The 12106-nt window shown below is 60.1% G+C and carries 10 protein-coding genes; 7 read left to right on the top strand and 3 right to left on the bottom strand.

Annotated features, from left to right (window positions below):
- Window positions 1-61 precede the first annotated feature (61 nt).
- Window positions 62-646 (bottom strand): acyl carrier protein phosphodiesterase, encoded by a 585-nt coding sequence (locus tag HU811_RS18725; protein ID WP_186657414.1) that lies wholly within the window; start codon window positions 644-646, stop codon window positions 62-64.
- 156 nt (window positions 647-802) lie between these two features.
- On the opposite strand from HU811_RS18725, the gene HU811_RS18720 reads away from it, so the two are divergent.
- The 4 genes from HU811_RS18720 to HU811_RS18705 all read left to right on the top strand — a co-directional run bounded on the left by HU811_RS18720 (window position 803) and on the right by HU811_RS18705 (window position 4208).
- Window positions 803-1105, top strand: a complete 303-nt coding sequence (locus HU811_RS18720; protein ID WP_014336977.1) for an ArsR/SmtB family transcription factor — start codon at window positions 803-805, stop codon at window positions 1103-1105.
- Window positions 1106-1122: 17 nt separating this feature from the next.
- Entirely contained in the window at window positions 1123-2289 is a 1167-nt protein-coding gene (locus HU811_RS18715) for an MFS transporter (protein ID WP_092454392.1), read from the top strand.
- A gap of 31 nt (window positions 2290-2320) precedes the next feature.
- A complete protein-coding gene (locus tag HU811_RS18710; protein WP_186657413.1) occupies window positions 2321-3370 on the top strand; it encodes an alkene reductase in 1050 nt (349 codons plus the stop codon).
- 325 nt (window positions 3371-3695) lie between these two features.
- Complete coding sequence (locus HU811_RS18705; protein WP_092397174.1) at window positions 3696-4208, top strand: hypothetical protein; 513 nt, start codon at window positions 3696-3698, stop codon at window positions 4206-4208.
- Window positions 4209-4419: 211 nt separating this feature from the next.
- Here the strand turns inward: HU811_RS18705 and HU811_RS18700 are convergent, their stop codons facing one another.
- Window positions 4420-5052 (bottom strand): TetR family transcriptional regulator, encoded by a 633-nt coding sequence (locus HU811_RS18700; protein ID WP_186657412.1) that lies wholly within the window; start codon window positions 5050-5052, stop codon window positions 4420-4422.
- A 266-nt stretch (window positions 5053-5318) separates the two neighbouring features.
- On the opposite strand from HU811_RS18700, the gene HU811_RS18695 reads away from it, so the two are divergent.
- The 3 genes from HU811_RS18695 to adeC are packed head-to-tail and all read left to right on the top strand — an operon-like array spanning window position 5319 to window position 11098.
- The gene (locus HU811_RS18695; RefSeq protein WP_143071624.1) at window positions 5319-6476 is read left to right on the top strand and encodes an efflux RND transporter periplasmic adaptor subunit; all 1158 of its coding nucleotides are present in this window, start codon (window positions 5319-5321) and stop codon (window positions 6474-6476) included.
- Window positions 6477-6479: 3 nt separating this feature from the next.
- The gene (gene emhB, locus HU811_RS18690) at window positions 6480-9644 is read left to right on the top strand and encodes an efflux RND transporter permease subunit EmhB (RefSeq protein WP_092397170.1); all 3165 of its coding nucleotides are present in this window, start codon (window positions 6480-6482) and stop codon (window positions 9642-9644) included.
- Window positions 9641-11098, top strand: a complete 1458-nt coding sequence (gene adeC, locus HU811_RS18685) for an AdeC/AdeK/OprM family multidrug efflux complex outer membrane factor (protein ID WP_186657410.1) — start codon at window positions 9641-9643, stop codon at window positions 11096-11098. Before emhB ends, adeC begins: the two co-directional genes overlap by 4 nt.
- Before the next feature lie 192 nt (window positions 11099-11290).
- On the opposite strand, the gene HU811_RS18680 is transcribed toward adeC, so the two are convergent.
- Complete coding sequence (locus HU811_RS18680) at window positions 11291-11644, bottom strand: DUF6124 family protein (protein ID WP_186657407.1); 354 nt, start codon at window positions 11642-11644, stop codon at window positions 11291-11293.
- Window positions 11645-12106: the final 462 nt, after the last annotated feature.

Genomic DNA, 12106 nt, shown 5'->3' with positions numbered 1-12106 from the left:
ATCGCGAGCAGGCTCGCTCCCACATTTGATCTTCAGTGACAGCCAGAGCCCGCTCCCACAATTAGTTTTGTGGTGTTGTCTGGCTCAACGCAAAGTCCTGCAATTGCGGGTAAAACAGCCGAAAGTCTTCGCTCAACGGCTCATAGAGTCTGACCAACTCCTCCATGGCCCCGGCCAGTTCCTCGGGCCGGGACAGGCGCCGGGAAATGCCTCGTAGCACCTGCCCAAGCACCTCGAACTCCCGGTAAGACCCCAGCCAGTCATCCGCCGCCATGTAAGGCGCGATTTGCGCCAAGCGCCCAGGCAACTGTGGCTCGGCGGCGAGCACTCGATAGACCTGGGAGGTGAAGTCCAGCAACGGCCCTTCGCCATACAGCGCCCAGTCCCGGGCCAGGCAATGATCGAAAAACACGTCGAGCACGATGCCGGCATAGCGCCGCCGTACGGTGGAAAAGCGCGACAAGGCGACATCCACCACGGGGTGACGATCGGTGTACATGTCGATGCGCCGATGCAGGGCAATCGCCGCTTCGATCTGCGGATCGTACAGCCCTTGCAGCGGCCCTTTGACGAAGTCGCCGTAGAGGCTGCCGAGCAGACGTTCCCGGCCGGGGCCGCCGAGGTGCAGGTGTGCGAGATAGTTCATGGCGCAAAGCTTAGCATCACCGCCCCCATATCGTTATAACCCGATATAGCGATTTATTCGATGTTCAGATCAAATCCATATTTGTATATCGTCAAATAACGATTTAAAGTTCGCCTCATCGCGATATAGCGTTTTACTCATCCCGAGCAGCCAACCATGACCCTCGACCTCGACGAAATAATAAAAGCCCTGGCGCACCCAGTACGGCGAGACATCCTCAACTGGCTCAAAGACCCCAAGGTCCAGTTCCCCGAACAGTTGCACAACCACGAATTCGGCATTTGCGCCGGACAGATCGACCAGCGTTGCGGCCTGTCGCAGTCCACCGTGTCGGCCCATCTGGCGGTGTTGCAACGGGCGGGGCTGATCACCAGCCAGAAGGTCGGTCAATGGCATTTCTTCAAGCGCAACGAGGACGTGATCCAGCAGTTCCTCAAGCAAATGAGCCAAGAGCTCTGACCCGACAAGGATCCACCATGCCCCTCTCACTTCTCATCCTGGCCCTGAGCGCCTTCGCCATCGGCACCACCGAGTTCGTCATCATGGGCCTGCTGCCTGAGGTGGCGGCCGACTTGGGTGTATCGATTCCCGGTGCCGGCTGGCTGGTGACCGGCTATGCCCTGGGCGTGGCCATCGGGGCACCGTTCATGGCCCTGGCCACCGCGCGGTTGCCACGCAAGGCAGCCCTGGTGGCGCTGATGGGGATTTTCATCATCGGCAACCTGCTCTGCGCCATCGCCAGTGACTACAACGTACTGATGTTCGCCAGGGTCGTCACCGCCCTGTGCCACGGTGCGTTCTTCGGCATCGGTTCGGTGGTGGCCGCCGGCCTGGTGGCACCGAACAAGCGCGCCTCGGCCGTGGCCCTGATGTTCACCGGCCTGACCCTGGCCAACGTGCTCGGCGTACCGCTGGGCACCGCGCTGGGTCAGGAAGCCGGTTGGCGCTCGACCTTCTGGGCCGTGACTGTCATCGGCGTGATTGCCCTGATCGGCCTGATCCGCTTCCTGCCGGCCAAGCGCGATGAAGAAAAACTCGACATGCGCTCGGAGCTCGTCGCCCTCAAGGGCGCAGGCCTGTGGCTCTCCCTGAGCATGACTGCGCTGTTTTCCGCCTCGGTGTTCACCCTGTTCACTTACGTCGCCCCCCTACTGGGGGAAGTCACTGGCGTATCGCCCCGCGGCGTGACCTGGACCCTGGTGCTGATCGGCCTGGGCCTGACCCTGGGCAACATCATCGGCGGCAAGCTGGCGGACAAGAGCCTGGCGAACACGCTGATGGGGGTTTTCACCACCATGGCCGTGGTGTCCACCGTCTTGAGCTGGACCAGCGTCGCGCTGATCCCCACTGAAATCACCCTGTTCCTCTGGGCCACCGCCTGCTTCGCCGCCGTGCCGGCCCTGCAAGTCAACGTGGTGACCTTCGGCAAAGCCGCGCCAAACCTGGTTTCCACCCTGAACATCGGCGCCTTCAACATCGGCAACGCCTTGGGCGCCTGGGTCGGCGGCAGTGTCATCGACCACGGCCTGGGCCTGACCAGCGTGCCCCTGGCCGCCGGAGCGCTGGCCGTGCTGGCGCTGCTGGTCACCCTGATCACTTTCCGCCAAGGCGGTCATACCGACCTGGCTCCCGCAACTCACTGACTTTTCCCCTTCACTTATGAGGTTGTAGTTCATGGCGACAATTTTCGATCCGATCAAACTCGGCGACATCGAGCTGAAAAACCGCATCATCATGGCGCCGCTCACCCGCTGCCGCGCCGACGCGGGCCGCGTGCCTAACGCGCTGATGGCCGAGTACTACGTGCAACGAGCCTCCGCGGGCCTGATCCTCAGCGAAGCCACCTCTGTCACCCCCATGGGCGTGGGCTACCCGGACACCCCCGGCATCTGGTCCAACGACCAGGTGCGCGGCTGGAGCAACGTGACCAAAGCCATCCATGGCGCCGGCGGCAAGATTTTCCTGCAACTGTGGCACGTGGGCCGGATCTCCCATCCGTCTTACCTGAACGGCGAATTGCCGGTGGCGCCCAGCGCCATCCAGCCCAAGGGCCATGTGAGCCTGGTACGTCCGCTGGCCGACTACCCAACGCCACGCGCACTGGAAACCGCTGAGATCGCCGACATCATCGACGCCTACCGCGTAGGCGCCGAGAACGCCAAGGCCGCCGGTTTCGACGGCGTGGAAATCCATGGCGCCAACGGCTACCTGCTCGACCAGTTCCTGCAAAGCAGCACCAACCAGCGCACCGACAACTATGGCGGCTCCCTGGAAAACCGCGCCCGCCTGCTGCTGGAAGTGACCGACGCCGTCATCGAAGTCTGGGGCGCCGGCCGGGTTGGCATGCACCTGGCGCCACGCGCCGACTCCCATGACATGGGCGACGAGAACCGCCTGGAAACCTTCAGCTACGTGGCCCGCGAGCTGGGCAAGCGTGGCATCGCCTTTATCTGCTCCCGTGAAAAGGAAGGCGAAGACAGCATCGGCCCGCAGCTCAAACAAGCCTTTGGCGGCCCGTACATTGCCAACGAACGCTTCACCAAGGACAGCGCCAATGCCTGGCTGGCCGAGGGCAAGGCGGATGCCGTTGCCTTCGGTGTGCCGTTCATTGCCAACCCGGACCTGCCGGCGCGCTTGAAAGCTGACGCACCGCTGAACGAGCCGCATCCGGAAACGTTCTATGGGAAAGGCCCGGTGGGTTACATCGATTATCCCGTGATGTAAATACAATAACCGCCCCTTACATAAAAGCCCCGACTCGAAAGAGCCGGGGCTTTTTTACATCCATCAACTTCCCGAGCCATCAAAACTTGATGACGTCGAAACATCAAATAACAACACCACACTGACTCACTGTGGATTAACACACCCGACAGCGCTAATAATAAGTCCGAACAACAACCCACTAACTCTATGGATTAAACCGCCACTTAACATTTTAAATAAACCAATTAACACCTTGTAAAAAAACCACTAAACCAAGCAACTTTAATTGCACACATTTATCTTGCGCAGGCTTTATTGCGCCTTGCATTACATGAGAGACAACATGACCATGAACATGATGAAAAATTTAATCCTCGGCCTGCTACTGGGACCGCTAGCCGCCACCACCAGTCTGGCCAACACCGGCATCACAGTGGAGCTGGTAAACAAGACCTCCCACGCCTTGGAAATGACAAACATTCTAAGTGAGCTACCCACGCACCCGGACATATCCTTGAGTGCTTATGACGTGCCCGCCAAAGCGACCCGCGAATTCTATTTCGTCCATAACAGGAAGTTCACTTATCCCGCTGCTGGCTGGCAGCCGACGCTGAGAAAGATCAAACCGATTGAACTCGTGCTCTCCTACCAGATGAGCACCTTCAACTTCGGCTGCCAAATGCAAACCCGGTTTGAAGCCCCCATCGGTTTTGGTGTCCTGGAACCCAGTTACCGGCCAAACAGGAAAAGCAGAACCGCATATACCGGCAATGGCGAATACACCTGTCGCTCAGAGATCTTCCAGAAAATGCTCGAACCTCCTTTCAACTATTCCGTGCGCCTCATTGTTGAATAAACCAGAGGGTCGGTAACAGGCCGACACGACAGGTACAGGCGCCTCAATGGCGCCTGTACACGAACATGCCATCACTCTCCTGCACGATAGCGACTCGCGAGCGATCAACGTGTCTGCAGTTCGTCGATAAATGACTCCGCCAGGATCAAGGCCCGGCGGGGTCCTCGCCGTTCAGCTATTGACACAAACTGATGAAATTGAGCATTTTGTTTTATTTGCGCAGGTGGGGGCTCAGGTGCAGCATATCCAGCCCGATCTCCACCCAGCGCTCGGCCTCACCCGCCAGTGCGAAGCTGTCGGGAGCCAGTAGCCACTGGTACAAAATGCCGTCGATGTAGGCGTGAATGGCGACTGCAGCCCGTTCGGGATCCAGATCGTCCGGCAACTGACCACGGTTCATCGCATTGCGCAACGACAACGCGATACGCACATTGCAATCGAGACTGACCTGGCGCCGCTGCTGGCGCAAATCGCACATTTCATCGGTGAATTCGCACTTATGAAACAAAATCTCATTAATGCGTCGGGTTTTCGGGTCCAGAGCCACCTGCTGGAACAACCGCACCAGCAGCTTGCGAACACACCCCAGGGGGTCAAGCTCCTCTTCACTTTCACTGGCGCGGGCCAAGTCATCGAGCGGCTCGTGCAATGTATCGAGCATGGCCTGGAGCAAGTCCGCCTTATTGCTGAAATGCCAGTAGATGGCACCGCGCGTTACACCGGCCAGCGTCGCGATGTCAGCCAGTGTCGTGCGGGCCACACCGCGCTCGAAAAAGGCTTTTTCGGCCGCTTCGAGTATCTGGCTGCGAGTCTCCAGGGCTTCCTCTTTGGTACGACGGACCATGGCAGTAAACACCTCAATCAGGATGCGTAAGCAATGCGTAAGGATCAACTGAACAAAATGTGAGGCGGCGTTTTTTCGCAACGCGTCTGCGACCTGCGCAGGCCTTTTGTCAGGCTTTTGTAAATACCGATGGTACGCAATTTGGGTGTTTACAAACAACCGTGTACGTAAGTATATTTCTTAGCATCCTACTAATTGTTTATCTCGCTCTTTTTCACCTTCCACTTTCTTGTGCGCCTCTTACGCGCCTGGACCCGAGGATTTCCATGCAATTCAAGCCAGCTGTTACCGCTCTGGTTACCGCCATCGCCCTGGCATCGCTGCTCAGCGGATGTAAAAAGGAAGAGGCGGCACCTGCCGCACCGGCTCCTCAGGTCGGCGTCGTAACCCTCAAGACCCAGCCGTTCACCCTGACATCGGAGCTTCCGGGCCGCACCAGCGCGTTCCGCATCGCGGAAGTTCGTCCGCAAGTCAACGGCATCATCCTCAAGCGTCTGTTCAAGGAAGGTGCCGACGTCAAGGCCGGCCAGCAGCTGTATCAGATTGACCCGGCGATGTACGAAGCGACCCTCAAAAGCGCAGAAGCGAACCTGCGCTCAACCAAGTCCATTTCCGATCGCTATAAACAATTGGTGGACGAACAGGCCGTCAGCCGTCAGGAATACGACACCGCCGTGGCCAACCGCCTGGAGTCGGAAGCCAATCTGCAAACCGCCCGGATCAACGTGCGCTACACCAAGGTTTACGCGCCGATTTCCGGTCGCATCGGTCGCTCCTCGGTGACCGAGGGTGCGCTGGTCAGCAACGGCCAGGCCGATGCCCTGGCAACCATTCAGCAACTGGACCCGATTTACGTCGACGTGACGCAGAGTTCTGTAGAGCTGCTGCAACTGCGCCGTGAACTGGAAAGCGGCCGCCTGCAGAAGGCTGGCGACAACGCCGCCATGGTCAAACTGACCCTGGAAGACGGCAGCCAATATGCCCATGAGGGCAAGCTGGAGTTCTCCGAAGTGTCGGTCGACCAAACCACCGGTTCGGTCACCCTGCGCGCGGTGTTCCCTAACCCTGACCATACGCTGCTGCCGGGCATGTTCGTCCACGCGCAATTGCAGGCCGGTGTGAATAGCGCGGCCATCCTGGCGCCGCAACAAGGCGTGACCCGTGACCTTAAAGGCGCGCCGACCGCCCTGGTGGTAGGTCCGGACAACAAGGTCGAACTGCGTCAACTCAAGGCCAGCCGTACTGTCGGTAGCCAGTGGCTGATCGAAGACGGGCTCAAGGCTGGCGATCGCCTGATCACCGAAGGGTTGCAATACGTACGGCCAGGGGTGGAAGTCAAAGCCACTGAGGCCACCAACGTTGGCGAAAAGAACCCGGCCCCCGCACAGGCAGCTGACAAAGCCGCCGGCGGCAAAGGGGAGTAAACCATGTCGAAATTTTTTATCGACCGTCCGATTTTCGCCTGGGTGATCGCCCTGGTGATCATGCTGGTCGGGGCTTTATCGATCCTCAAATTGCCCATCAACCAGTACCCGAGCATCGCGCCGCCAGCCATTGCGATCCAGGTGACCTACCCAGGCGCGTCCGCGCAAACCGTGCAGGACACGGTGGTGCAGGTCATCGAGCAACAGCTCAACGGTATCGACAACCTGCGTTATGTCTCCTCGGAAAGTAACTCCGACGGCAGCATGACCATTACGGCGACCTTCGAGCAAGGCACCAACTCCGATACCGCACAGGTCCAGGTCCAGAACAAGTTGAACCTGGCCACCCCACTGCTGCCGCAAGAAGTGCAGCAGCAGGGTATTCGCGTCACCAAGTCAGTGAGAAACTTCCTGATGGTGATCGGCGTGGTGTCGCGCGATGGCAGCATGACCCGTGAGGACCTGTCCAACTACATCGTGTCCAACATGCAGGACCCGATCTCGCGCACCGCTGGTGTCGGTGACTTCCAGGTCTTCGGTGCCCAGTACGCCATGCGGATCTGGCTCGACCCGGCCAAGCTGAATAACTACAACCTGACCCCGGCGGATGTGACCACCGCCATTACCGCGCAGAACGTTCAAATCGCGTCCGGCCAGCTCGGCGGCCTGCCTGCCCGCCCCGGCCAACAACTGAACGCCACCGTGATCGGCAAGACCCGCCTGCAAACCGCCGAGCAGTTCAAGGCCATCTTGCTCAGGGTCAATCCAGACGGCTCGCAAGTGCGCGTCGGCGACGTGGCGGATGTTGCCCTGGGCGGTGAGAGCTACGCTATCAATGCCCAGTTCAACGGCGCCCCGGCCTCCGGCCTGGCGGTGAGGCTGGCCACTGGCGCCAACGCCCTCGACACGGCCAAGGCGTTGCGCCAGACCGTCGACAATCTCAAACCATTCTTCCCGCAAGGCCTGGAAGTGGTGTTCCCTTACGACACGACGCCCGTGGTGAGCGAGTCGATCAAGGGTGTGGTTGAAACCCTGATCGAAGCGGTCGCCCTGGTGTTCCTGGTGATGTTCCTGTTCCTGCAGAACTTCCGCGCCACCATCATCACCACGATGACGGTGCCGGTGGTATTGCTGGGTACTTTCGGGATCCTCGCGGCGTTCGGCTTCAGCATCAACACCCTGACCATGTTCGGCATGGTGCTGGCCATCGGATTGCTGGTGGACGATGCCATCGTCGTGGTGGAGAACGTCGAGCGAGTGATGAGCGAAGAAGGCCTGTCGCCCAAGGAAGCCACCAAGAAATCCATGGGCCAGATCCAGGGTGCCCTGGTAGGTATCGCCCTGGTGCTGTCGGCAGTACTGTTGCCGATGGCGTTTTTCGGCGGCTCCACCGGTGTGATCTACAAGCAGTTCTCCATCACCATCGTCTCGGCCATGGCCTTGTCGGTATTGGTGGCCCTGATCTTCACCCCTGCCCTGTGCGCCACCATGCTCAAACCCATCCCCAAGGGTGAGCACGGCACGCCCAAACGCGGCTTCTTCGGCTGGTTCAACCGCACCTTCGACCGTAGCGTGAGAAGCTACGAGCGCGGCGTGGGCAACATGCTCAAGCACAAGGCCCCCTACCTGCTGGCCTACCTGATCATCGTGGTCGGCATGATCTGGCTGTTCACGCGTATTCCTACCGCGTTCCTGCCGGAAGAAGACCAGGGCGTGCTGTTTGCCCAGGTGCAGACACCGGCCGGCTCTAGCGCCGAGCGCACCCAGGTGGTGGTGGACAATATGCGCGAATTCCTGCTGCGTCCAAGCAAGGACGGTGGCGAAGGCGATGGCGTGGCCTCGGTGTTCACCGTGACCGGCTTCAACTTCGCCGGTCGCGGCCAAAGCTCCGGCCTGGCGTTCATCATGCTCAAGCCGTGGGAAGAACGTAACGCAGACAACACCGTGTTCAAGATCGCCGGCCGTGCCCAGCAACATTTCTTCACCTTCCGCGACGCAATGGTGTTTGCCTTCGCTCCGCCGGCGGTGATGGAACTGGGTAACGCCACCGGTTTCGACGTGTTCCTGCAGGACCGCGCCGGCATCGGCCACGAAAAGCTGATGGAAGCCCGAAACCAGTTCCTGGGCATGGCATCCGAGAGCAAGGTTCTGGCTCAGGTGCGTCCGAACGGTCTGAACGACGAACCGCAATACCAGTTGGAAATCGATGACGAGAAAGCCAGCGCGCTGGGCATTACCCTCTCGGACATCAACAGCACCCTGTCGATTGCCTTTGGTAGTAGCTATGTGAACGACTTCATCGACCGTGGTCGGGTAAAGCGGGTCTACGTTCAGGGCCAGCCTAATGCTCGCATGAGCCCCGAAGACCTGCAGAAGTGGTACGTGCGTAACAGCGCCGGGACCATGGTGCCGTTCAGCGCCTTCGCCAAGGGCGAGTGGGTTTACGGTTCGCCGAAACTGGCCCGTTACAACGGCGTGGAAGCGATGGAAATCCTGGGGTCCCCAGCCCCGGGTTACTCCACCGGTGAAGCCATGGCCGAAGTCGAGGCCATCGCCCAGAAACTGCCGGCCGGCGTCGGTATTTCCTGGACGGGCCTGTCCTACGAGGAACGTCTGTCCGGCTCCCAGGCGCCTGCGTTGTACGCCTTGTCGCTGCTGATGGTATTCCTCTGCCTGGCAGCACTGTATGAAAGCTGGTCGATTCCGATCGCGGTCATGCTTGTGGTGCCACTGGGGATTATCGGTGCGCTGATGGCGACCAGCCTGCGTGGGCTGTCCAACGACGTTTACTTCCAGGTGGGCCTGTTGACCACCATCGGTCTGGCGGCGAAAAACGCCATTCTGATCGTGGAATTTGCCAAGGAACTCCACGAACAGGGCCGAACGCTGGTGGAAGCCGCCATCGAAGCCTGTAGGATGCGTCTGCGGCCGATTATCATGACGTCCCTGGCGTTCGTGCTCGGCGTGGTCCCGCTGGCGATTTCCACCGGCGCCGGTTCAGGCAGCCAGCACGCCATCGGTACGGGCGTGATCGGCGGTATGATCACCGCCACCGTCCTGGCAATTTTCTGGGTACCGTTGTTCTTCGTGACCGTGTCGTCGATAGGCCGTCGCAAAAATGCCGACCAGGACGACGCTCCTGAAACTTCTAAAGAGGCTGGCCAATGAGCAAGTCGCTCCTCTCCCTGACCATCGCTGCCGTCGTGCTCAGCGGCTGCTCGCTGATCCCCGATTATCAGCGGCCCGACGCACCGGTCGCCACGCAATACCCGCAAGGTCCGGCCTACGAGCCGGCCAAGGCCGCCGGCCAGGCAGCCGCCGAACAGGGCTGGAAACAGTTTTTCCATGACCCGGCCTTGCAACAGCTGATCCAGGTTGCCCTGGAAAACAACCGCGACCTGCGCGTCGCGGCGCTGAATATCGATGCCTATGCCGCGCAATACCGCATTCAGCGGGCGGACCTGTTTCCGGCGGTCTCGGCCACCGGTGCCGGCAGCCGTCAGCGAGTGCCGGCACGGGCTTCGCAAACCGGTGAGGCGGCCATCAGCAGCTCATACTCAGCTACCCTGGGCATCAGTGCGTATGAACTGGACCTGTTCGGCCGGGTTCGCAGCCTGAGCGAGCAAGCGCTGCAAAGCTACTTCGCTACCGAAGAAGCCCGTCGCAGCACCCAGATCAGCCTGGTAGCCAGCGTTGCCAACGCCTACCTGACCTGGCAGGCCGACAAGGAACTGCTCAAGCTGACCCAGGAAACCCTGGGCACCTACGAGCAAAGCCTCAAGCTGACCTCGCGCAGCGCCGAAGTCGGCGTGGCCTCGGCCCTGGACCTGAGCCAGGCACGCACGGCGGTGGAAAACGCCCGCGTACAACTGGCGCGCTATACCCGCCAGGTGGCCCAGGACGAAAACAGCCTGCCCCTGCTGCTGGGCACCGGTCTGCCCTCCAACCTGAGCACCCAACCGCTGAGCGATGACCTGCTCAGCGAAGTGCCGGCAGGGTTGCCGTCAGACCTGTTGCAACGTCGCCCGGACATCCTCCAGGCCGAGCGCAACCTGCTGGCCGCCAACGCCAACATCGGCGCCGCACGGGCTGCGTTCTTCCCCAGCATCAGCCTGACGGCCAACGCCGGCACCCTGAGCCCGGACCTGTCCGGCCTGTTCAAGGGCGGCTCGGGCACCTGGACCTTCGCCCCGCAAATCAACCTGCCGATCTTCAACGCCGGCAGCCTGCGGGCGAGCCTGGATTACGCCAAAATCCAGAAAGACATCAATGTCGCGCAATATGAGAAGTCGATTCAGACGGCGTTCCAGGAAGTCTCCGACGGCCTGGCCGCGCGCCAGACCTACAACGAGCAGTTGCAGGCCCAAACAGACTTCGTCGCCGCGAACCAGGACTACTACCGCCTGGCCGAGCGTCGCTATCGCATTGGTGTCGACAGCAACCTGACCTTCCTCGACGCCCAACGTCAGTTGTTCAGCGCCCAACAATCGCTGATCACCGACCGCCTCGCGCAATTGACCAGTGAGGTCAATCTGTACAAGGCGTTAGGTGGTGGCTGGAATGCCGAGACCGGCAGGAACGAACCGGTGGCAGAGAAAGCGCCGCCGCTGAAATTGTTCTGACTTGATGCCTGAACGCTGAAACACGAAGCCCACCGAAAGGTGGGCTTTTTGTTTGTGTGTGCTTTAACGCCAGCCTGTGTGGGAGCAAGGCTTGCCCGCGATGAAGGCGATGCGGTCTTTCAGCAAATCGAGGCGCCTGTTTCGCGAGCAAGCTTTGCTCCCACAGCCCAGCATGGGATAAATCCCACTGGGCTAACGCGGGTCGACGATATCCAGCGCTCGATTAGCCAACAACTCACTCAACTCAATCATCTGTGCCACGCCGAGCGCGACATGGCGCCGCGAGCCTTCCAGGTCGAACGCCAGGTCGCTGACCATGGCACTGGCCGAGGCCAGGGTTTCGCTGAGATTGGCCAGTAGGCATTCGGTGTCTAGGGTATCGATGACGGTGAAAACTTGAGTTGAGGTTTTGGGTTTGGGATCAGGGTGGGTACCCAGATGGTAATCGAGTGCTCGGTCTGCGGCCTCTTGGAGCTTTTCTGGATCGGGGTCGTTGTAGGGGAAGGTGGATCCAGGCGCTGGGGGATTTGGTGTTTCTTTGATCATGATGCTGCTCCTAACGAAAATGAGAGCCGCCAGCATCACTTGCAGATGATAGGTGGCAGCTGTATGCGGGTCTGCAAGACCGAGTCGTTAGGCAACCTCGGCAGACCCGAAGGTCTCCCGCACACAGCCACCATAAAACGATGGCACCAAAAAGCGCCATGGATTATAGGGGCGCGGCTAGGCGCCTAACAAATTCGGCGGGCTTGCAGTCCCGATCGCTGAGTTGGCAGCGACCTGAACAGGCTAGATTTACCGCTTCCGAGCAGCAACCTTAAAACCTCGTCGGAAAAGTCGTCGCGTCTGTCAGACCGGCCACGGATTCTGTGGGAGCAAGGCTTGCCCGCGATGGCGGCCTGACAGCCGGCCAGGGTTTTGTTGATTGGGTACATATCCATTGCTGCGGTAACGGCTACTTAGGGTTCCGCCCTGACGGCGGCTCACTTTTGAGAAGCGCAAAAGTAA

Source organism: Pseudomonas tehranensis, assembly GCF_014268615.1.
Classification (GTDB): domain Bacteria; phylum Pseudomonadota; class Gammaproteobacteria; order Pseudomonadales; family Pseudomonadaceae; genus Aquipseudomonas; species Aquipseudomonas tehranensis.
The sequence above is the reverse complement of the archived record's forward strand: the minus strand, read 5'-3'. Positions and strand labels throughout refer to the sequence as shown.